General features: G+C 73.6%; 21 protein-coding genes. 9 read left to right on the forward strand and 12 right to left on the reverse strand.

Annotated elements, in window-relative coordinates; all coding sequences use genetic code 11:
• Positions 1-64: 64 nt before the first annotated feature.
• Positions 65-817, forward strand: coding sequence for a DUF6597 domain-containing transcriptional factor (locus tag MTO91_RS14315; protein WP_476651478.1), 753 nt, complete (start codon positions 65-67; stop codon positions 815-817).
• A gap of 26 nt (positions 818-843) precedes the next feature.
• Here the strand turns inward: MTO91_RS14315 and MTO91_RS14320 are convergent, their stop codons facing one another.
• From MTO91_RS14320 to MTO91_RS14340, 5 genes are all read right to left on the reverse strand, one after another.
• Entirely contained in the window at positions 844-1242 is a 399-nt protein-coding gene (locus MTO91_RS14320; protein WP_405417011.1) for a VOC family protein, read from the reverse strand.
• Positions 1243-1296: 54 nt separating this feature from the next.
• A complete protein-coding gene (locus MTO91_RS14325; protein ID WP_168172083.1) occupies positions 1297-1443 on the reverse strand; it encodes a hypothetical protein in 147 nt (48 codons plus the stop codon).
• 156 nt (positions 1444-1599) lie between these two features.
• On the reverse strand, positions 1600-3420 hold the full coding sequence (arc, locus tag MTO91_RS14330) for a proteasome ATPase (protein WP_178373760.1): 1821 nt from the start codon (positions 3418-3420) through the stop codon (positions 1600-1602).
• 226 nt (positions 3421-3646) lie between these two features.
• Entirely contained in the window at positions 3647-4651 is a 1005-nt protein-coding gene (locus MTO91_RS14335; protein ID WP_476651479.1) for a tRNA (adenine-N1)-methyltransferase, read from the reverse strand.
• Positions 4652-4662: 11 nt separating this feature from the next.
• The gene (locus MTO91_RS14340) at positions 4663-5208 is read right to left on the reverse strand and encodes a signal peptidase I (RefSeq protein ID WP_476651481.1); all 546 of its coding nucleotides are present in this window, start codon (positions 5206-5208) and stop codon (positions 4663-4665) included.
• A gap of 127 nt (positions 5209-5335) precedes the next feature.
• Here MTO91_RS14340 and MTO91_RS14345 point away from each other — a divergent pair, with 127 nt between their 5' ends.
• Genes MTO91_RS14345 through MTO91_RS14360 form a run of 4 tightly spaced genes read left to right on the forward strand, consistent with a single transcriptional unit; the run spans position 5336 to position 8941 of the window.
• Positions 5336-5917 carry a TasA family protein gene (locus MTO91_RS14345; protein ID WP_476651483.1) on the forward strand — a complete coding sequence of 194 codons (582 nt, stop codon included), beginning with the start codon at positions 5336-5338 and terminating at the stop codon, positions 5915-5917.
• Positions 5914-7158 carry a calcium-binding protein gene (locus MTO91_RS14350; RefSeq protein WP_476651484.1) on the forward strand — a complete coding sequence of 415 codons (1245 nt, stop codon included), beginning with the start codon at positions 5914-5916 and terminating at the stop codon, positions 7156-7158. The genes MTO91_RS14345 and MTO91_RS14350 overlap by 4 nt, the downstream gene beginning before the upstream one ends.
• A 42-nt stretch (positions 7159-7200) precedes the next feature.
• The gene (locus tag MTO91_RS14355) at positions 7201-8088 is read left to right on the forward strand and encodes a RecB family exonuclease (RefSeq protein ID WP_476651485.1); all 888 of its coding nucleotides are present in this window, start codon (positions 7201-7203) and stop codon (positions 8086-8088) included.
• A 7-nt stretch (positions 8089-8095) separates the two neighbouring features.
• Positions 8096-8941 carry a thioesterase family protein gene (locus tag MTO91_RS14360; RefSeq protein ID WP_379672762.1) on the forward strand — a complete coding sequence of 282 codons (846 nt, stop codon included), beginning with the start codon at positions 8096-8098 and terminating at the stop codon, positions 8939-8941.
• Between the two features lie 102 nt (positions 8942-9043).
• Here MTO91_RS14360 and hisG read toward each other — a convergent pair whose 3' ends face one another.
• From hisG to metH, 4 genes are all read right to left on the reverse strand, one after another.
• Positions 9044-9934, reverse strand: a complete 891-nt coding sequence (gene hisG / locus MTO91_RS14365; protein WP_476651486.1) for an ATP phosphoribosyltransferase — start codon at positions 9932-9934, stop codon at positions 9044-9046.
• Positions 9935-9987: 53 nt separating this feature from the next.
• Complete coding sequence (locus MTO91_RS14370; protein ID WP_062395155.1) at positions 9988-10251, reverse strand: phosphoribosyl-ATP diphosphatase; 264 nt, start codon at positions 10249-10251, stop codon at positions 9988-9990.
• A 165-nt stretch (positions 10252-10416) separates the two neighbouring features.
• The gene (locus tag MTO91_RS14375) at positions 10417-11118 is read right to left on the reverse strand and encodes an HAD family hydrolase (protein ID WP_476651488.1); all 702 of its coding nucleotides are present in this window, start codon (positions 11116-11118) and stop codon (positions 10417-10419) included.
• The gene (gene metH / locus MTO91_RS14380) at positions 11111-14767 is read right to left on the reverse strand and encodes a methionine synthase (RefSeq protein WP_476654881.1); all 3657 of its coding nucleotides are present in this window, start codon (positions 14765-14767) and stop codon (positions 11111-11113) included. Before metH ends, MTO91_RS14375 begins: the two co-directional genes overlap by 8 nt.
• 138 nt (positions 14768-14905) lie before the next feature.
• Here metH and MTO91_RS14385 point away from each other — a divergent pair, with 138 nt between their 5' ends.
• On the forward strand, positions 14906-15796 hold the full coding sequence (locus MTO91_RS14385; RefSeq protein WP_062395159.1) for a PAC2 family protein: 891 nt from the start codon (positions 14906-14908) through the stop codon (positions 15794-15796).
• 13 nt (positions 15797-15809) lie between these two features.
• On the forward strand, positions 15810-16937 hold the full coding sequence (locus tag MTO91_RS14390) for an MFS transporter (protein WP_476651490.1): 1128 nt from the start codon (positions 15810-15812) through the stop codon (positions 16935-16937).
• Positions 16938-16940: 3 nt separating this feature from the next.
• Here the strand turns inward: MTO91_RS14390 and MTO91_RS14395 are convergent, their stop codons facing one another.
• From MTO91_RS14395 to MTO91_RS14405, 3 genes are all read right to left on the reverse strand, one after another.
• Positions 16941-17300, reverse strand: a complete 360-nt coding sequence (locus MTO91_RS14395; RefSeq protein WP_208820900.1) for a DUF2237 family protein — start codon at positions 17298-17300, stop codon at positions 16941-16943.
• Positions 17301-17357: 57 nt separating this feature from the next.
• Positions 17358-18596 carry a cysteine--1-D-myo-inosityl 2-amino-2-deoxy-alpha-D-glucopyranoside ligase gene (gene mshC / locus MTO91_RS14400; RefSeq protein WP_073574816.1) on the reverse strand — a complete coding sequence of 413 codons (1239 nt, stop codon included), beginning with the start codon at positions 18594-18596 and terminating at the stop codon, positions 17358-17360.
• A gap of 189 nt (positions 18597-18785) precedes the next feature.
• On the reverse strand, positions 18786-19853 hold the full coding sequence (locus MTO91_RS14405) for a bile acid:sodium symporter family protein (protein ID WP_476651492.1): 1068 nt from the start codon (positions 19851-19853) through the stop codon (positions 18786-18788).
• 79 nt (positions 19854-19932) lie between these two features.
• Between MTO91_RS14405 and MTO91_RS14410 the strand changes: the two genes are divergently transcribed.
• Positions 19933-20808, forward strand: coding sequence for a LysR family transcriptional regulator (locus tag MTO91_RS14410; RefSeq protein ID WP_253067524.1), 876 nt, complete (start codon positions 19933-19935; stop codon positions 20806-20808).
• Between the two features lie 11 nt (positions 20809-20819).
• A complete protein-coding gene (locus tag MTO91_RS14415) occupies positions 20820-21599 on the forward strand; it encodes a transporter substrate-binding domain-containing protein (protein WP_476651494.1) in 780 nt (259 codons plus the stop codon).
• Positions 21600-21679 lie beyond the last annotated feature (80 nt).

Genomic DNA, 21679 nt, shown 5'->3' on the forward strand with positions numbered 1-21679 from the left:
ACGCCTGCGCGACCCCGGACCGCACCCGCGGCCCGGGGTCGCGGCGCGTCCGTAGCCTGACCGTGTGCGCAGCTACGCCGAGACGCCTCCCACCGGGCCACTGCGCGCGGTCGTCGAGGTGGCCTGGCGGGCGCACACCGGTACTGCGCCGCACGTCCAGCGGGTCCTCCCCGACGGCTGCATGGACCTGCTCCTGTCCGGCGGCCGGGCGGTCGTCGCGGGTCCCGACACCACGGCGCACCTCGCCGGCTCGCCCGCGGGCGGCGTGACCACCGGCCTGCGCTTCCGCCCCGGCGCCCTCCCGGCCCTGCTGGGCGTCCCGGCCGACGCGCTGCGCGACCGCCGGGTCCCGCTCGCCGACGTGCTCGACCCCGGCCGGCGACGGCTGCTCCGGCCCACCCCCGCCGACGACGGCGACGGCGACGCCGGGTGGCTCGCCCGGCTGGCCCTCGCCCTGCAGGCGGCGGCGGTGGACGACCGGACGCCCGCCCCGCTCCCCCGTCCCGCGCTGCGCGCCCTGGCCGGGGGCATGCCCGCCGCGGAGCTGGCCGACCGGCTCGGCGTCACCGGACGCACCCTGCACCGCCGCTGCGTCGCCACTCTCGGGTACGGACCGGCCGTCGCACGGCGGGTGCTGCGCTTCCGGGCCGCGGCCGCGCTGCTGTACGACGGCGTCCCCCCGGCCGCGGTCGCCGCCCGTACCGGCTACGCCGACCAGCCCCACCTGTCCCGCGAGGTCCGCGCACTCGCCGGCGTGTCGCCGGCGTCCCTCGCACCTCGCACGGCTTCCCCCGACGTCGCAGCCACTGCGGGGTAGGCGACATCGGGGGAACGTGTGCGAGGTCAGGTCCAGGCGAACAGGTCCAGCGACGAGCCGTCGGGGTCGGCGACGGTGGCGTAGCGCTGCCCCCACGGCGCGTCGAACGGGTCCAGCACCGAGGCGTGACCGGCCGCGGTGATCCGGCGCCAGGCGTCGTCGACGGCCGCGACGGTCGGCAGCCGGAACGCCAGCCCGACCCGTCCGTGGCCGTCCGGGGCGGCGCCCGGGTGGAAGCCCTCCACCATCGACTGCAGGTCCAGGGCCAGACGCACACCGCCGCGCAGCGTGGTCTCCACGTGCGCCTCGGTCTCGGAGCCCTCGGGGAACTCCAGCCCCAGCAGGCGGTAGAAGGCCAGCGAGCGGGTCATGTCGGTGACCACGATGCCGATCATGTCGAGCTCGGCGCCGATCGAGGTGTCCATGCCCACGACGCTAGGCCGCGGGCGGCCCGGCGTCGTGAACGGATCGGACAGCGCTCAGCGCTTCCCGCGGAAGCGGCGCAGCATGTCCTGCGCCCGCTGCCGGTTGCGCGGATCGCTCGCCATCCGCTTGGCCTGGTCGCTGTAGCGACGCCCCTGCGGGCTCTTCAGGAATGCGCTGATGCGCCCGATGATGCCGGCCATGACGACCTCCGTGGTGGCGGGCCGCGACACGGACGTGCACGGCTCCGTGCACAGGATGCCCGTTTCGTCCGGACATCATTCCACCGGGTGACGATCCCCGGACACACGACGGGCCCCGCCGCAGGATGCGGCGGGGCCCGTGCGCGCGGAGCGCGCCTACAGGTACTGGCCGGTGTTCGACGCGGTGTCGATCGCACGGCCGGTGGCGTCGTTCTTGCCGGTGACCAGGGTGCGGATGTAGACGATCCGCTCCCCCTTCTTGCCCGAGATCCGCGCCCAGTCGTCGGGGTTGGTCGTGTTCGGGAGGTCCTCGTTCTCGGCGAACTCGTCGACGATCGCGTCCAGCAGGTGCTGGACCCGCAGCCCCGGCTGGCCGGACTCGAGCACCGCCTTGATCGCGGACTTCTTCCCGCGGTCGACGATGTTCTGGATCATCGCGCCGGAGTTGAAGTCCTTGAAGTAGAGGGTCTCCTTGTCCCCGTTGGCGTAGGTGACCTCGAGGAAGCGGTTCTCCTCGGACTCGTCGTACATCCGCTCGACGATCCGCTGGATCATCGCGGTGGTGCACGCCGTGCGGTCGCCGCCGAACTCGGCCAGGTCGTCCTCGTGGATGGGCAGGGTGTCGGTGATGTACTTGGAGAAGATGTCGATCGCGCCCTCGGCGTCCGGGCGCTCGATCTTGATCTTCACGTCGAGCCGGCCCGGCCGCAGGATCGCCGGGTCGATCATGTCCTCACGGTTCGAGGCACCGATGACGATGACGTTCTCCAGGCCCTCGACGCCGTCGATCTCGGCCAGGAGCTGGGGGACGATCGTCGTCTCCACGTCGGAGGACACACCCGAGCCACGGGTCCGGAAGATCGAGTCCATCTCGTCGAAGAACACGATCACCGGGGTGCCGGCGCTCGCCTTCTCCCGCGCGCGCTGGAAGATCAGCCGGATGTGCCGCTCGGTCTCGCCGACGAACTTGTTGAGCAGCTCGGGGCCCTTGATGTTGAGGAAGAACGCGCGCCCCTCGTCCGGGTCGTCGCCCCGCTGCTTGGCGATCTTCTTCGCCAGCGAGTTCGCGACGGCCTTCGCGATGAGCGTCTTCCCGCAGCCGGGCGGCCCGTAGAGCAGCACGCCCTTGGGCGGGCGCAGCTCGTACTGGGTGAACAGCTCGGTGTGCAGGAACGGCAGCTCGACCGCGTCCTGGATCTGCTCGATCTGCCGGGACAGGCCGCCGATGTCGGAGTAGGCGATGTCCGGGACCTCCTCGAGCACGAGGTCCTCGACCTCGGCCTTGGCGACCCGTTCGTAGGCGTAGCCCGCCCGCGAGTCGACCATGACCGAGTCGCCGGACTTGAGCGGGCTGGTGCCCTCCTCCTGTCCGAGCTCGAACAGCGGCGCCGCCAGCCAGACGACCCGCTCCTCGTCGGAGTGGCCGACGACCAGGCCGCGACCGGCCGAGCCGTCCTCACCCGGACGGGAGATGATCTCCCGCAGCGAGTAGAGGTCACCGACCTGCTCGAAGCCCATGGCCTCGACCACGGTGAGCGCCTCGTTGAGCCGGACGGACTGGCCGCTGCGCAGCGTCTCGCCCTCGACCGCCGGGGACACGGGGACCCGCATCCGGCGGCCGGAGGTGAAGACGTCGACCGTGTCGTCGTCGTACCGGCCGAGAAAGACCCCGTAGCCGGACGGCGGCTGCGCGAGCCGGTCGACCTCCTCGCGGAGCGCGACCAGCTGGCCGCGGGCCTCCTTGAGGGTCTCGGTCAGCTTCTCGTTCCGAGCGTTGAGCGCGGAGAGCCGGCTCGTGGTCTCGGCGAGCCGCTGTTCCAGCACTCGGGCGTGCCGGGGCGTCTCGGTCAGCCGTTGACGCAGCGTGGAGATCTCGTGCTCGAGATGACGGATGTGCTCGGCGGCCTCAGCGGGGCTGAGGTCGCGGTCAGACTGGAAACCCTGGTTGCCGGGACCGTCGTCGTAGGGGTGGTTCACGGCAGCCTCCCTCCGTGTTCCGTCTCACCACGGTACCCGTGACGGGTGACCGCGACGGTGCGTCGAACCGGTGATCCGGGCCTCAGCCGGTCGGCACCATGTGGTCACTCTGCGGCTTCACGGGCGTCACCGCCACGTCCACACGGAGGGTAGTTCGTAACGTTCTCGTTCCGCGCTCCGGCGCGTCGCGGCCGCGATCCGGTCGAAACCGGACAGAACGCACAGGTCAGCGGCCGGTCGGCCGTCGCTGCTGCCGGGGCGGCGTGACGCCGTCGGCGAGCCGCCGGGTGGTCAGCAGGAAGGCCGTATGGGCGATCATCCGATGCTCCGGACGGACAGCCAGACCCACCACGTGCCAGGGGCGGACCATCGCCTCCCAGGACTCGGGCTCGGTCCAGCACTGCATCTCCCGCAGCGCCTCGGTGAGCACCGACAGCTGGGTGGTGGTCGCGACGTAGCCGACGAGGATCCCGCCCGGCACCAGGCAGTCGCGCACGGTGTCGAGCACGTCCCACGGCGAGAGCATGTCCAGCACGACCCGGTCGACCTCGCCGCGGTGCTGCCGGACGTCACCGACGGTCAGCTCCCAGTGCGGGGGCCGGTGGCCGAAGAAGGTCTCGACGTTGGTGACCGCGTGCGGGGCGTGGTCGTCGCGGACCTCGTAGGAGATCACCTTGCCGGTCGGCCCGACGGCCTGCAGCAGCGAGCAGGTCAGCGCGCCGGACCCGGCGCCGGCCTCCAGCACCCGCGCGCCGGGGAACACGTCGCCCCACATGAGGATCTGCGCGGAGTCCTTGGGGTAGATCACCTGGGCGCCGCGGGGCATCGACAGCACGTAGTCGGCCAGGCGGGGGCGCATGGTCAGGTACGGCGTGTTCGCCGCGGAGTGCACGAGCCCGCCCTCGGGCGAGCCGATGATGTCGTCGTGGTCGATCTGGCCGCGGTGGGTGTGGTACGCCCCGCCGGCCTGGAGGACGACGGTGTAGCGGCGCCCCTTGGGGTCGGTGAGCTGGACCCGGTCGCCCTCGCGGAACGGCCCGCCGCGGCGCGGGGGCTCCCAGACGACGTCGGCGCTCCCGGCGACGTGGTCGTCGTCGGCGGGGTCGGCGTCGGCCGGGTCGGCGTCGGCCGGGTCGGCGTCGGCCGGGTCGGCGCCGGTGAGGTCGGCGTCGGTGGGGTCGGCGTCGACGGGACCGGTGGCACCGTCGGAGGTCGGGAGGGCGTCGTGCACGGGCGACGACGCTATCCGCGCTCCCGCACGGCCCGGTCGCCGGGGCGTCGGCGGCGCGGCACGAGCAGGCCGAGCCCCAGCAGCAGGAGCACCGCTCCCCCACCGACCACCAGGCCCGGGCCGGTGCGCAGGAACCCGGCTGCGCCACCGACCCAGGGCAGGTGGTACCAGACCCGGCCCAGCAGGTCCCGCGCCGTCACCGGATGCGGATCCGGCGCCGGGTTCGCGTCGCCGCGGGTGGTGAACGCGGGGCCGGGATCGACCGCGACCACACGGTGGGTGACGGTCCGGGTCTCGCCGCTGGTCCGGTCGCGGTCGACGAACGAGATCACGTCACCGATCACGACGTCGGCCGCGTCCACCGGGCGGGACACGACCAGCGAGCCCACGGGAAGGGTCGGGACCATGCTCCCGGACAGCACCGTGTACGCGCGGGACCCGGTCAGCGCTGGGACGACCGCGACCGCCGCGGCCATCCCGACCAGCCCGAGCACGACGACGGTGACGAGCGCCCCACCGATCCGGCGCCACGCGGACGGGCGGGATACGGCCGGCACCGGCCATGACGTATGCGAGGGAGCGACGGAATCTCGGCCCATCCGCTCACCCTAGGTCCGCTCCCGGACACCCGACGTACACGATCGGGCGGTGAGCTGCGACGATGCAATGGGAACCTCCACGCGCATGGACACACGCACACGCGTCGGGATCGGTGTCGTCGCGGTCGCGGTCGCGGTACTCGCGATCGGCCTCGGCACCTACGCCGCCTTCACCGACACCGAGGACGGGCCGGGTGGGCAGGTCTCCTCCGGCACCCTCGACCTCACCGTCGGCTCCAACGCCGACAAGGTCCTCTTCAACCAGGCCACCATCGCCCCCGGCTTCTCCACCACCGTCACCGTCGACGTCCGCAACGCCGGTTCTGTCCCCGGCACCGTCACCGGATCGCTGACCGCGACCGGGTCCGACGTCACCTGCACCGAGCCCGAGGCGGAGGCGGAGAAGGTGGCCGCGAACGCCTGCGCCGCCGGCGGCAACCTGCAGGAGGAGATGACCGTCCAGGTCGTCTCCGGGCCGGGGGTGGGCACCGCGGGGGCGGCGGTTCCGCTGCGCACCTTCGTCCAGAGCCCGCTGCCGTCCGGGCCGCTGGGCGCCGGGGCCACCGGTACCTACACGCTGACCTTCGCGCTGCCGTCGTCGGCGGACAACAAGGTGCAGGGCGACCGGATCACCGTGGGGTCGACGTTCACCCTGAACCAGTCGTGAGCCCGGCGGTCCCCCGGCGGCGGGCAGCGCTCGCGCTGGGGGCCGCGGCCGTGCTCGTCGCGGTGTCGGCCGCGGCCTGGGGCACCTGGGCCGTGTTCACCGACAGCGACCCGGGTGCCGCGGGTTCGACCTCGGCGGGCACGGTGGTGCTGGGCGGGCGGGCGACCCCGCCCGCGGTCGCACTGACCGGCCTGCGGGCGAACTCGACGACGACCACCTCGGTGACCGTGGACTACCGCGGTTCGGTGCCGGCGACGCTGTCGATGTCGCTGCCGGCGTACTCCTCGACCGCCTGCACCAGCGGGGTCGGCGGGCTGCTCGACGGCCTGAACGTCGGCTCGCTCACGGTCCGCATCGGGTCGCGGGCCGCCGAGTCGTACTGCGCGCTGCTCGACGGGAAGGACCGCATCGTCACCACACTCGCCCCCGGCACCGTGGTGACGGTCCCGCTGACCGTCGCGGTGGGCCCGGTCGTGCTCCTGCCCCGCACCGAGAGCGCGACGCTGCGGCTGGGGGTCTCGGGCGGGTTCACCGACCGGGTGGACGGGACCCTGCGGATCGGCACGACCGTGCTCGGGGCCCGCTCGCTGCGGGTCGCCGCGCCGAGCGTCGTCCCGGCCGTCGCCGCCCCGCCCGCCGAGTGCGTGGACGCCGGTATCACCTCGGTCACCGAGACCGTCGTCCTGAGCGGGGACGGCGCCGTCTTCGACGCCCGCACCGACCGGCCGGGGGCCACCGGGCCGCTGCTCGTCGTGGGCACCCCCGGGCCCGACCGGATCACCGGGTCCGCGGGGCGGGACTGCGTGGTCGGGGCGGGCGGGGACGACGTGCTCGACGGCGGGGCCGGGGACGACGTGCTGCTCGGCGGCGACGGCGACGACCGTCTCTCCGGCGGGGACGGCGCCGACCGGCTGTACGGCGGCGCCGGAGCCGACACCCTGCTCGGCGGACCGGAGAACCCGCGCGTGCCGGACGTGCTGCACGGCGGGCTCGCCGACGGCGCGACCTGTCCGGACGCCGGCCCGGAGGACCTCCTGACCGCGTGCACGGCACCGGCCCCCGCCGCGACGCCACCGGCGACCGCACCGTCACCGGCACCCGGCGCGACTCCGGTGCCGGAGGGCTCGGCCGACCCGGCCGCGCCCGGGGACCCCGCCTCCACACCCCCGGAGCCGGCCCCGCCCGCGCCGGCCGTGCCCGAGGGCGAGCCCGACCCGGCGACGACCGCCCCGCCCGGCTGATCGGATCCCGGAATCGTCGGGGGGCACGGCTAGCCTGCCCGCGTGACCGTCCAGGAGCCCCCGTCCGCCCGCGCGGCCGGACCCGGTGCGTCCCCGGCCGCCACCGCACCGCGTCCCCCCGCCCTGTCCCCGTCGCGTGCGGCGGACTTCCGCCGCTGCCCACTGCTCTACCGGTTCCGTGCCGTCGACCGGCTCCCGGAGCCGCCGTCGCAGGCGCAGGTCCGCGGGACACTGGTGCACGCGGTGCTGGAGCGGCTGTTCGCCCGGGACCCGGCCGACCGGACCCCGCAGGCCGCGCGGGAGCTGCTCGGCCCCTGCTGGGACGACCTCGCGGCCGCGGAGCCCGCCGCGGCGGCGCTGTTCAGCGGCCCGGATGACCCGCAGCTGGCGCTCTGGCTGGACTCGGCGTCGGCGCTCCTCGACCGCTACTTCGCGCTGGAGGACCCGGCCGGCGTCACCGCGACGGCGGTGGAGACCCGCATCGAGGCGGCCCTGCCCGGCGCCGGCGACGCGGCGCCGGTGCCGCTGCGCGGCATCCTGGACCGGCTCGACGACGGTCCCGACGGGCTGCGGGTGGTCGACTACAAGACCGGCGCGACGCCCGGCGAGGGCTACGAGTCCGGCGTGCTGTTCCAGCTCAAGTTCTACGCACTGGCCGTCCTGCTGGCCCACGGCCGCGTCCCCGACGAGCTGCGCCTGCTCTACCTGGCCGACGGCACCGCCCTGACCTACCGGCCCGACGCCGAGGAGCTCACCCGCTTCGGGCGCCTGCTCGAGGCGGTGTGGACCGCCATCCGGCTCGCCGCCCCCACCGGGGACTTCCGGCCCCGCACCGGCCCGGCCTGCCGCACCTGCGACCACAAGGCCCACTGCCCCGCGTGGGGCGGTACTCCCCCGCCGTATCCCGGCTGGCCGGGCGGCGCGGCATGATCGACGGGTGAGCGCACCGCCCCCTATCCCGCCCGGCCCGTTCTACCTGCCCCGCGGCGAGCAGACCGCCGACGGCGTCACCCACGCCGCCTTCGAGGCGACGCCGTCGACGACCGGCCCCTGGTTCGCCGACGCCCAGCACATGGGCCCGCCCTCGGCGCTGCTGGTCCGCGCCCTCGAACGGCTGCCCGAGTCCCGCCCCGGCGGCGCCGAGGCGGGGTGGCGGATCGCCCGCGTCACCGTCGAGGTGCTCGGGGCGGTGCCCGCCGGGCCGGTCACGGTCACCGCGGGCGTCGAGCGGCCCGGGCGGACGATCGAGCTGCTGTCGGCGACGATGCGCGCCGGTGACCGGGACGTGCTGCGGGCCCGGGCCTGGCGGCTCGCCGCGTCCGACACCGCCGTCGTCGCGCAGGGGCAGGCAGCCGCGCTGCCCGGGCGGGACGCCGCCGTCGTGCGCACCGAGCGGCCGGACGGCTGGCTGCCCGGGTTCCTCGACGCGATCGAGTGGGCCTGGCTCGACGGGGGCAGCCTCGGCGACGAGGGCCCGGGGCGCGGCTGGATCCGGATGCGGGTCCCGCTCGTCGAGGGTGAGGATCCGAGCCCGGCGCAGCGACTGATGGTCGCCGCGGACTGTGCGAACGGGCTCGCCGCACCGCTGGACGTGACGCGCTGGTTGTTCGTCAACACCGAGCTGACGGTGCACCTGCACCGGGCCCCGGCCGGCGAGTGGATCGGCGTCGACGCCGCGACCGTCGTCGGGCCGGACGGGCTGGGCACCTGCTCGGCCACCCTGTTCGACGACGACGGGCACACCGGCCGGATCGCCCAGGCCCTGACCGTCCGGGCCCGCTAGCCGTACGGCCGCCGGCACCGCCCCGGCCGCACGACGGCGGCCCGCCACCGGAGTCACCGGGGCGGGCCGCCGTGGGGGGAACGGACGTCGGACGGGGTGGGCTCAGTGGCCGTGGCCGTTGACCGTCATCGCGCGGCAGGACCGGATCTCCGAGGTGAGGATCGCGGTGGCGCCGATGTCGGCGAGCTTGTCCATCACGCGGTTCGTGTCCTTGGTGCGCACCATCGTGCGGACCGCGACCCAGCCCTTCTTCGACAGCGGCGAGACCGTCGGCGCCTGCAGGCCCGGTGCGACCTTCTCCACGGCCTCCAGCAGCCCCTCCGGGCAGTCGAAGTCCATCATCAGGTACTCGCGGGCCACGACGACGCCCTGCAGCCGGTCGGCGAAGACCTTCTTCAGGCGGGTGGTCTCGGCGTCCTCGGCGCGGTCGTGCCGCTTCTCCCGCTCGATGAGCGTGGCCTGCGAGGTGGCGATGGCCTCGCCGATGATCTGCAGACCGTGCTGGCGCAACGTGCGCCCGGAGGACACGACGTCGGCGATCGCGTCGGCCAGACCCAGCTGGATGGAGATCTCCACCGCGCCGTCGAGCTTCACGATCTCCGCGCCGATCCGCTTGCCGGAGAGGTACGAGCGGACCAGACAGGGGTAGGACGTCGCGATCTTGCGGCCGTCGAGGTCCTCGATCTTCCAGTCGGCGTCGGCCGGGGCCGCGAAGTGGAACCGCGACTTGCCGAAGCCGAGCGGGATGATCTCCTGGGTCTGGCTGCCCGACTCCTCCATGAGGTCGAAGCCGGTGACGCCCAGATGCAGGTCACCCTTGCCGACGTAGGTCGCGATGTCCTTGGGCCGCAGGTAGAAGAACTCGATCTCGTTCTCGTCGTCGACCACGCTGAGGTCGCGCGAGTCGGTCCGCTGGCGGTACCCCGCCTCGCGCATCATCGTCGCGGCGGGCTCGGCCAGGGTGCCCTTGTTCGGCAGTGCCACGCGGAGCATTTCCGCTCTCCTGACGGTCGTCGTCGGTGGTGGTGTCGGTGGGTCGGGTCGACCTACAGATGCTTGTACACGTCCTCGAGGGTGAGCCCCCGCTGGAGCATGATCACCTGCAGCCGGTACAGCAGCTGCGAGATCTCCTCCGCCAGCTCGTCGTCGCCCTGGTACTCGGCGGCGATCCAGACCTCACCGGCCTCCTCGAGCACCTTCTTGCCCTGGGCGTGCACCCCGGCGTCCAGCGCGGCGACGGTCCCCGAACCGGCCGGCCGCTCCTGGGCCTTGGCCTGCAGCTCGGCGAACAAGTCGTCGAATGTCTTCACGGGTACCAGTGTGAACGGTGACCCACGCCGCACGCCGGGCGCATCCGGGGCGGTAAGCCGTGTGGGCAACGGACCGCGCCGGATGGTTCACCCGGAGTGAGCAAGACCAGGTCGGGGTGCCGCTCGTCGCCGCGAACGGCCCGCTCACACCGGTGCCTGCGCCGTTCAGCGGGCCCGGACCTCCGCGAGGACCGCCCCGAGCTCGGCCGGCCCGATCCCGGCGAGGGTCTCGCGCAGCACCCGGCGCGGACCGGCCGGCACCTCGAGCTCGCAGGGCACCACCAGGACCGCGCAGCCGGCCCGCTCGGCCGACAGCGCACCCGTCGGCGAGTCCTCCACCGCGACGCAGTCGCCCGGTTCGACCCCGAGCAGCTCGGCGCCGCGCCGGTAGGGCTCGGGCTGCGGCTTGGGCTCGCGCACCTCGTCGCCGGGCACGACGGCGGCGAAGTGCTCCCGGCCCAGGGTCTCCAGCGCCCGCTCCACCAGCACCCGGATGGTGTTGGTGACGAGCACGGTCGGGATGCCCGCCTCGCGCAGGGCGCCGAGCAGCTCCCGGGCACCGGGCCGCCACGGCACGCCGTGGGAGAACAGCTCCCCGGCGCGGTCGTAGAGCCACTCGCCGGTCTCGCGGTACTCGTCGGCGGGGATCGTGTCGGGGTCGCGCCCGGCCTCCCGGAAGCAGATCCGCAGCGACGAGTCGAGCGAGCCGCCGACGGACTCCAGCCGGGCCTCGAGGCTCAGCTCCGGGGCGCCGAGGTGCTTCATGAGGTCGTTGAGGGCGACCTCCCACACCTTCTCCGAGTCGATCAGGGTGCCGTCCATGTCCAGCAGCACGCCCGCGGGCCGGGTCGTCGTCGGCTCAGGCATCGGGGGTGTACCCCAGGTTCGGGCGCAGCCACTTCTCGACGACGGCGACGTCCACGCCGAGCCGGTCGGCGTAGTCGGCGACCTGGTCGGACCCGATCCGGCCGACGGTGAAGTACCGCGACTCCGGGTGGGCGAACATCATGCCGCTGACCGCGGCCGCCGGGGTCATGGCGAAGGACTCGGTGAGCCCCACGCCGGTCTCCTCGGCGCCCAGCAGGTCGAACAGCGGCCGCTTGAGCGTGTGGTCCGGGCAGGCCGGGTAGCCGAACGCGGGACGGATGCCCCGGAACCGCTCGGCGTGCAGGTCCTCGACGGCCTGGTTCGCGTCGGGCTCGAACCACTCGCGGCGGGCCTGCCGGTGGGCGTACTCGGCGAAGGCCTCGGCGAGCCGGTCGGCCAGCGCCTTCACCATGATCGCCTTGTAGTCGTCGAGCGCGGTCTCGAACTCGGCGGCCATGTCCTCGGCGCCGTGGATGGACACCGCGAACGCGCCGAGGTGGTCCCCGTCGGGCGCCACGTAGTCGGCGAGGCTGCGGTTGGCCCGCCCCTTCGGCTTGACGGTCTGCTGGCGCAGCATCGGCAGCCGCACGTCACCGCCGTCGGGTGAGATCACGATGTCCTCGCCCTCGGCGCGGGCCGGCCAGAAGCCGTAGACGCCGCGGGCGGTGAACCGGTCCTCGGCGATGATCTGGTCGAGCATCGCGTTGGCGTCGTCGTAGAGCTCCTTGGCGACCGGCGAGTTCAGGATCTGCGGGAACTTGCCCTTCAGCTCCCAGGCCAGGAACAGGAACTGCCAGTCGATCAGCTCGCGGAGTTCGGCGATCGTGGGCTCGCACGGGCGGGCCCCGGTGAACTCGGGGACGGGCAGCTCACCGAAGTCGATGCTCTCGCGGTTGGCGACGGCGTCGGCGAAGGGCAGCAGCGGCGTGGCCTGCCGGCCCTCGTGCTGCTCGCGCAGCCGCTGCTGGTCGGCGTCGTTGCGCCGGGACAGGACCTCGGCGCGGTCGTCGTCGAGCAGGTCCGACACGACCCCGACGACCCGGGAGGCGTCCAGGACGTGCAGGACGTCGCCCTGGTACTGCTGGGCGATCTTCACCGCGGTGTGCTGGCGGGAGGTCGTGGCCCCGCCGATGAGCAGCGGCAGCTTCAGGCCGCGCCGCTCCATCTCGGTGGCCACGCTCACCATCTCGTCGAGCGAGGGGGTGATCAGGCCGGACAGCCCGACGACGTCGGCGCCCTCGGCGACGGCGGTGTCGAGGATGGTCTGCGCGGGCACCATCACGCCGAGGTCGATGACCTCGTAGCTGTTGCAGCCCAGCACGACCCCGACGATGTTCTTGCCGATGTCGTGCACGTCGCCCTTGACCGTGGCCATGACGACCTTGCCGTGCCCGCGGGCGTCGATCTCGCCGCGGGCCTTGGCCTCCTCCTTCTCCTTCTCCATGAAGGGCTCGAGGTAGGCGACGGCGCGCTTCATCACGCGGGCGGACTTCACGACCTGGGGCAGGAACATCTTGCCGTCGCCGAACAGGTCGCCGACGACCTTCATGCCGTCCATCAGCGGGCCCTCGATGACGTCGAGCGGCCGCGTGGCCTGCGCGCGGGCCTCCTCGGTGTCGGCCTCGACGAAGTCGACGATGCCGTGCACGAGCGCGTGCGACAGGCGGGCGCGGACGTCGGCCTCCCGCCAGGACAGGTCGACCTTGCGCTGGGTGCCCTCGCCCTTGAACCGGTCGGCGTTCTCCACGAGCCGGTCGGTGGCGTCGGGGCGGCGGTTGAACAGGACGTCCTCGACCATCTCGAGCAGGTCGGCCGGGATGTCCTGGTAGACCGCGAGCTGGCCGGCGTTGACGATCCCCATGTCCAGGCCGGCCTTGATGGCGTGGAACAGGAAGGCCGAGTCCATGGCCTCGCGGACGACGTTGTTGCCGCGGAAGGCGAAGGACAGGTTCGAGACACCACCGGAGATGTGGGCGCCGGGGCAGCGCTCCTTGATCCGCGGGCAGGCCTCGATGAAGTCCTTCGCGTAGTCGTTGTGCTCCTCCATGCCGGTGGCGATGGCGAGGATGTTCGGGTCGAAGATGATGTCGTGCGGGTCGAGCCCGGCCTTCTCGACGAGCAGGTCGTAGGCGCGGCCGCAGATCTCGACCTTGCGGTCGGCGGTGTCGGCCTGGCCGGTCTCGTCGAAGGCCATGACCACCACGCCCGCGCCGTAGGCCTTGACCTTGCGGGCCTGCTCCAGGAAGGGCTCCTCGCCCTCCTTGAGGCTGATCGAGTTGACGACGCCCTTGCCCTGCACGCACTGCAGGCCCGCCTCGATCACCGACCACCGCGAGCTGTCGATCATGATCGGCAGTCGGGCGACCTCGGGCTCGGTGGCCAGCAGGTTGAGGAAGGTGCGCATCTCGTCGGCGGACTCGAGCAGGTCGGCGTCCATGTTGACGTCGAGCATGTTCGCGCCGCCGCGGACCATGTCCAGCGCGACGTCGAGCGCGCCGTTGTAGTCCTTCGACTCGATGAGCCTGCGGAACCGCTTGGAGCCGGTGACGTTGGTCCGCTCGCCGATCATCACGAAACCGGTGTCGGGGCCGATCTCGAAGCGCTCCAGGCCGGAGAAGCGGGTGCGCTGCGGGGCCTCGGTCGGCACCCGCGGCGGCAGCCCCTTGACCCGGTCGGCGATGTGGCGGATGTGCTCCGGCCCGGTGCCGCAGCAGCCGCCGACGATGTTCACCAGCCCGGACTCGGCGAACTCCTTGAGGAAGTCCGCGGTCTGCTCGGGGGTCTCGTCGTAGCCGCCGAAGGCGTTCGGCAGGCCCGCGTTGGGGTAGGTCGCGACGAACGCGTCGCTGATCTCGGCGAGCGCGACGGCGTGCGGGCGCATCTCGTCGGCGCCCAGCGCGCAGTTCAGCCCGACGACGAGCGGCGCGGCGTGGCGCACGGAGGTCCAGAACGCGTCGACGGTCTGCCCGGACAGGGTGCGCCCGGAGCGGTCGACGATGGTCACCGAGATCCACACCGGAAGGTGCGGGGCGACGTCGTGCGCGGCCTGCAACGCGGCCTTCGAGTTCAACGTGTCGAAGATGGTCTCGATCAGCAGGACGTCGACGCCGCCGGAGTCCAGCGCGGCGATCTGCTGGGCGTAGGAGTCGTAGACCTGCTCGTAGGACACCGCACGGTAGGCGGGGTCGTCGACCTTCGGCGACAGCGACAGCGTGACGTTCAGCGGACCGATGGAGCCGGCCACCCACTTGGGCTCGCCGGTGGCCTTCTCGGCCTCGTCGGCGGCCTCGCGGGCCAGCCGCGCCGCGGCCACGTTCATCTCGTCGACCTTCGACTCCAGGCCGTAGTCCGCCTGGCCGATCGTGGTCGCGGTGAAGGTGTTGGTCGTCGTCAGGTCGGCGCCCGCGTCGAAGTAGTTGCGGTGCGCCTGCAGGATCAGGTCCGGACGGGTGAGGTTGAGCAGGTCCGGGTCGCCGTTGGTGTCCTTGCGGTGGCCGTGCAGCCAGTCCGCGGAGTAGTCCTCCGGGGTCAGGCCGAGGCCCTGGATGACGGTGCCCCACGCCCCGTCGATGACGCCGATGCGCCGACCCAGCAGCTCCGTCAGCTGCTCGGTCCGCCGGGCCGCTCGATCGACCCGTTCGGGGTCGATCGGGCGGGTCGTGCTGTGGTCGTCCGAAGAGATGCCCACCGAGTGATCCGCTCCCGTCGTAGCTGACACGATCAACCACGGTACCTGGTGACGGGGAGGGAACCCGGCCGTGCGCCCGCGGGGTCGTAGGCTGGGGCGATGACCGACCGAGAGCCGAGCACCACGGGCGGCGACAGCACTCCGCACCTGGTCGACCCGGTCCTCATCGCGGCGTTCGAGGGCTGGAACGACGCCGGTGAGGCCGCGAGCACCGCGCTGGAGCACCTCGAGCTCAGCTGGGACGCGAAGCCTCTGACCTCGATCGATCCCGAGGAATACTACGACTTCCAGGTCACGCGCCCGCACGTCAAGCTCTCCGACGGCGTCACCCGGCGGATCGAGTGGCAGACCACGCGGCTGTCGTGGGCGACGCTGCCGGGCACCGACCGGCACGTCGTCCTGGTGAACGGGATCGAGCCGAACCTGCGCTGGAAGACGTTCTGCGCGGAACTGGTGGGCCACGCGGAGCGTCTCGGCGTGACGAAGGTCATCACATTGGGAGCCCTGCTCACCGAGGTCCCGCACACCCGACCGACGCCGGTGAACGGCACCTCCTGGGACGCGGAGTCGCAGAAGGCGATGGGCACCGAGCCGTCGAACTACGAGGGCCCGACCGGGATCGTCGCGGTCTTCCAGCAGGCCTGCGTGCAGGCCGGCATCCCGGCCGTCTCCTACTGGGCCGAGGTGCCGCACTACGTCTCGCAGGCCCAGGTCCCGAAGGCCGCGGTCGCGCTGCTGCACCGGATCGAGGAGTCCCTCGACGTCGAGGTGCCGCTCGGCGTCCTGCCGGAGAAGGCCGAGGAGTGGGAGCGGACCGTGTCGGAGATGGCCGACGCCGACGACGAGGTCCGCGAGTACGTGCGCCAGCTGGAGGAGCAGGCCTCGGAGTCCGACGACGAGGAGGCCCGCACCGAGCTGCGCGAGACCTCCGGCGACTCCATCGCGGCGGACTTCGAGCGCTACCTGCGCCGCCGCGGCCCCAACTCCTGACGGGCCGCGGCTCGTGGTGGCGCTGCGCCGGGCGGCGCTGTTCCTGGGTGCCTTCCTCGGGCCCTTCGGCGGTGGCCTGACCGCGGCGATGCTGCCGGAGCTGGGCGCCGACTTCGGCGTCCCGACGGCGACGGCGTCGGTGTCGATCACCACGTACCTTCTGCCGTTCGCCGGGGTCATGCTCGTCTCGGGCACCCTCGGCGACCGGTGGGGACGGGGGCGCACCGTCGTCGCCGGGTACGCGCTCTACGTCGTCGCCTCGCTGGCCTGCGTGCTTGCGGTGTCCTGGCCGGTCTTCCTGGCCGGGCGGGCGCTGCAGGGTGTCGCGAACGCGTTCACCACCCCGGTTCTGCTGGCGGCGCTGGCCGCCGCGGTGGAGCCGGACCGGCTGGGCCGGGCGCTGGGCTGGTTCGGGTCGCTGCAGGCGGCCGGGCAGACCTCGGCGCCGCTGTTCGGCGGGCTGGCCGCCGAGGTCGACTGGCGGTGGGCCTTCTGGGGTGCGGCCGGCGTCGCGCTGCTGCTCGGCGTGGTCGGGATCCCCGGCGGCTCGGCCCGCGCCACCGGCGACGCCCGCCCCCGGCTGCGCTCGGCGTGGACCGGTCCGGTGCTGCGGCTCGGGCTGGTCGCGGCGATCGGCTGGGGCTGTCTGGCCGGGCTGAACTTCCTGCTCGCCCTGCGCCTGGAGGAGCAGTTCGGGCTGGGTGCTGGGCCGCGCGGGCTGGTGCTGACCGCGCTGGGGGTGGCCGGGATCCTCACCGCGCGCCTGATCGGCGGCGCGGTGGACCGGCTCGGCCCGCGCCGCTGCGTGCTGACCGGGGCCGTCGGGGGCGGCGTACTCGTCGCCCTGATCGGACTGGTGCCGGTGCTGGGCGTGGTCGTCGCACTGTGGGCGCTGGGCGGTGTGTGCAGCCAGCTGATCCTGGTCGGGGTGAACGCACTGGTCCTCGGCCCGGCCGGAGGGGGCGGGGGCGGGGCGGTGTCGGTGGTGCAGGCGGTGCGCTTCGCCGGGACGGCCGCATCGCCGGTGGCGCTGACGCCGGTCTACCACACGGACCCGCTGGTGGCGTTCTTCGCGCCCGCGGCGCTGCTCGCGGCGGGCGTGCCGGCCGTCCTCGCGGTCGACCGGACGCGCCGCGCCTGAGTCTCACCCGTCGGCGTGCGCCCGCAGGTCGTCGAGGTCGACCCACTCGAGGGTGCGGGCGTGCGTCGCCTCGAGCACCACCGGCGGTGCGACGCCCTCGCGCAGCGCCTCGGCCCAGCGGCTCGCGCACAGGCACCACCGGTCCCCCGGCACCAGGCCGGGGAACCCGAAGCGCGGGTTCGGGGTCGTCAGGTCGTTGCCCTGCTCGCGGGAGAAGTCGAGGAACTCCGCGGTGACGCGGGCGCAGACGGTGTGCACGCCCGCGTCCTCGCCCCCGGTGTCGCAGCATCCGTTGCGGTAGAAGCCGGTGAGCGGATCGGTCCCGCAGGTCTCCAGCTCACCGCCCAGCACGTTGAGGGCCATCCCCGGAGTGTCCCGGCCGGGCGCCCGCCCTGCCGGTCGGGACGGGTACCGGACCGGCTACAGGGTCACCCCGAGCAGCGCGTCCAGCGCGGTGCGCACCTGCTGCGGGGCCGCGGTGTCGGTACCGCGGCGGGTGAGCGCCTCCTCGGCCCAGGCGTCGACGGCGGCGAGCGCACCGGGGGTGTCGAGGTCGTCGGCGAGGTGGGTCCGCAGCTTCGCGACCAGCTCGGCCGCGTCCGGCCCGGCGTCGAGGCCGACGGCCTCGCGCCAGCGGGTCACCCGCCGGTCGCCCTTCGCGTGCACCTCGTCGGTCCAGGACCGGTCGGTGCGGTAGTGCCCGTCGAGCAGGGCGACCCGGATGACGTTCGGGTCGACGCGGGCGTTGCGCAGCTTGGAGACGAAGACCAGGTTGCCCTTGGACTTCGACATCTTCTCGCCGTCGAGGCCGATCATGCCGGTGTGCACGTAGTGCCGGGCGAACGGGTGCTCACCGGTGAGGGACTCGGTGTGCAGGGCGCCGCACTCGTGGTGCGGGAAGATCAGGTCCGAGCCGCCGCCGTTGAGGTCGATCTGCGGGCCGAGCCGGTTCAGGCCGATCGCGGCGCACTCCACGTGCCAGCCGGGGCGGCCGCGGCCGAGGCCGGAGTCCCAGGCGGGCTCGCCGGGGCGCGCGGTGCGCCACAGCAGCGGGTCGAGCCGGTTGCGCTTGCCCGGCCGGTCCGGGTCGCCGCCGCGCTCGGCGGAGAACCTCAGCATGGTGTCGAGGTCGTAGTTCGACTCGTAGCCGAAGTGCCCGGTGGCGGTGACGTCGTGGTAGACGTCGGGGTACTCCGGGTCGTCGATCCGGTAGGCCGCGCCGGCGGCGACGAGCTTCTCGACCAGCTCGGCGATCTCGGGGATCGCCTCGACGGCACCGACGAACTGGCGGGGCGGCAGAACGCGCAGCGCCTCCATGTCCTCGCGGAACAGGGCGGTCTCGCGCAGGCCCAGCACGACCCAGTCGTCCTGGTCGCGCTCGGCGCGCTCCAGCAGCGGCTCGTCGATGTCGGTGACGTTCTGGACGTAGTGCACGTCGTGGCCGAGGTCGCGCCAGTAGCGGTTGACCAGGTCGAACGTCAGGTAGGTGGCGGCGTGGCCGAGGTGGGTCGCGTCGTAGGGGGTGATCCCGCAGACGTACATCGTCGCGACCGGGCCCGGCGCCGTGGGCCGGACCCGGCCGGTGGCGGTGTCGTGCAGGCGCAGCGGCGGGCCGCTGCCCTCCAGTGCCGGGACGTCGGTCGGGGCCCAGGTCTCCATGCGGTCAAACCTACCTAGCTCTCGGAAGCGGTCACGCATGCGAACGCGCGGCGTCCGTCGCAGATTCCGGTGCGGGACGGGGTGCCGGTCACCACCACTCGACGTCGAGCTTGGCCTCGATGTCGCGGACGTGCCGGCGTGCGCAGGCCGGGCACAGCCGGCCGTCGCGGCCGCGCTCGTCGCGGTCGGTCACCCAGCCCGCGACGGCGGCGACCCCGGCGTCGTCGGGACCGGGGGCGCCGCAGAGACGGCAGGCGGACGGCGTAGCGCCCGCGATGGTGCTCCGGCGGCCCGGTCGGTGTCGAGCGCCGCGCGGCGCCGGCCGACCCGGTCGGCGATCATCGCGCACGCCATCAGCTGGATCTGGTGGAACAGCATCAGCGGCAGCACCACCAGCGCCCCGGCGGGGCCGCCGAACAGCACACCGGCGATCGGCAGCCCGCTGGCCAGGGACTTCTTCGACCCGCAGAACACGATCGCGATGCGGTCGGCGTCGTCGAAACCGAGCGCGCGGGCCCCGAGCGAGGTCACCACGAGCGCCAGCGCGAGCAGCAGCAGGCAGATCCCGAGCAGCACGAGCAGCGAGACCGGGGTGAGCCGTCCCCAGATCCCGGCGACGACGCCCTCGCTGAACGCGGCGTAGACGACGAGCAGGATCGACCCGCGGTCCACCAGCGACAGACGCTTCTTGTGCCGGGCCACGAACCGGCCGATGAGCGGCCGTGCGGCCTGCCCGGCGAGGAAGGGCACCAGCAGGCGGAGCGCGATGTCACCGAAGCTCGATGCGTCGAACCCGCCGCTGGTGGCCAGCAGCAGCGCGGCCAGCACAGGGGTGAGGACCACCCCGAGCACGTTCGACACCGACGCCGCGACGATCGCGGCGGGCACGTTGCCGCGGGCGATGCCGGTGAAGGCGATCGAGGACTGCACGGTCGACGGCAGACAGCACAGGAACACGACGCCGGCGGCGAGCGGCGCGGGCAGCAGCCACTCCGGCAGCAGCAGCACCGACAGGCCGAGCAGTGGGAACAGCACGAACGTCGCCGCCAGGACGGTGCCGTGCAGCCGCCAGTTCCGCAGCCCGCCCAGCGCCTCGGCGGCGGAGAGGCGGGCGCCGTAGAGGAAGAACAGCAGGGCGATCGCGGCGGTGACGGCGACGTCGACGACCCCGACCGCCGCGCCGCGCGCGGGGAAGAGCGACGCGACGCCGACGGTCACGAGGAGCAAGGCCAGGAACGGATCGGGACGGACTCGCATGGGTTACATCCTGCAAGCCGTCCGCCCATCGGGAAACCGACTGATCACCATGACTGTGTCCGCGATCTATGATGACCGGGTGCTCGACCCCGTCCGGCTGCGGTCGTTCGCCGCCGTCGCGCGTGCCCGCAGCTTCACCCGGGCCGCCGCCACGCTCGGCGTCGGCCAGTCCACCGTGAGCCAGCACGTGCGGCGCCTGGAGGCGACGGTCGGCCGCCCGCTGCTCGACCGCGACACCCACTCGGTGTCGCTCACCGTCGACGGCGAGGCGATGCTGGAGTTCGCCGCCACCATCCTCGACGCGGGTGACCGGGCGATGGCGCACTTCCGGGCGTCGCGGGTGCACGGCCGGGTGCGGTTCGGGGTGTCGGAGGACCTGGTCCTGACCCGGCTGCCCGCGGTGCTCGCGGACTTCCGCCGCCGCCACCCCGAGGTCGACCTGGAGCTGACCGTCGGTCTGGCCGGCGGGCTCGAACACCGCCTCGACGCCGGGGAACTGGACCTGATGTTCGCCAAGCGTCTCCCCGGCCCCGACGACGGCCGGCTGGTCGTCCGCCGCGACCGCTTCGTCTGGGTCGGGGCGCCCGGACTTCCGCTCGGCCCCGGCGACCCGGTACCGGTCGTCGCCTATCCCCCGCCGAGCCTGTCGCGCACCGCCGCCGTCGGGGCCCTGGAGGCGGTCGGGCGGCCGTGGCGGATGGCCTGCACCAGCGGCAGCCTGTCCGGCCTGCGGGCCGCCGCCCTCGCCGGGCTGGGTGTGCTCGCGCACGCCGCGACGCTGGTCCCCGACGGGCTGGAGGTCGTCGGGGACCGTGCCGGGCTGCCCGAGCTGGGCCCGGTCGAGCTGGTGCTCGCGCACGGGCGGCGGCACAGCGACCCGGCCGAGGCACTGGTCCGCAGCATCCGCACCGCAGACCTCCGTCCGGAGTCGTGGACACCCCCGAACGGCGGCTAGGGTCCCGGGCCGTGCGCCGCCTGCCGATCGTCCTGCTGCTCGCGATGCTGGTCGCCGGGTGCGGTTCGCCCGCCGCACCGGGGTCCCCGACGCTGGACCGGGTCGCGTCGTCGCACGTGCTGCGGGTCTGCTCCACCGGGGACTACCGGCCGCTGACCGCACTGGCCGCGGACGGCACCTGGTCCGGGATCGACGTCGACATGGCCCGCGACCTCGCCGCCGAGCTCGGTGCTCGCGCGGAGCTGGTCCGCACGACCTGGGCGACCCTGCTCGACGACGTCGTCGCCGGGCGCTGCGACATCGCCGTCGGCGGCGTCTCGGTCACTCCGGACCGCGCGGAGCGGGCCGTGTTCACCGAGCCCTACCTGCGCGACGGCAAGACGCCGATCGCGCGCTGCCCCGACGTCGCCCGCTACGGCACGGTCGCCGACATCGACCGGCCCGACGTCCGGGTCGTGGTGAACCCGGGCGGGACCAACGAGCGCTTCGCCCGGGAGACCTTCACCCGCGCGACGATCGTGGACCACCCGGACAACTCCACGATCTTCGACGAGATCGTGGCCGGCCGCGCGGACCTGATGGTCACCGACGCGATCGAGACCCGCTGGCAGGCCGCACAGAACCCCGGGGTGCTGTGCGCGGTGCACCCCGACGCCCCGTTCACCGCGTCGGAGAAGGCCTACCTGACCCCGGCCGGCGACCCGTCCTTCACCGAGCGGGTGAACACCTGGCTGCGCGGGGCGCGCACCGACGGCACCTGGGACCGCCTCGCCCGTCCCTGGCTCGGCTGAGTCCACACCCCCTGCCGGGCGGCCACACCCGTCACGCCAGGTGTGGTCGCCGGTGAACGGGTGTGGCTGTCGGACCCCCT

This window comes from Pseudonocardia sp. 2-7 (assembly GCF_056341085.1).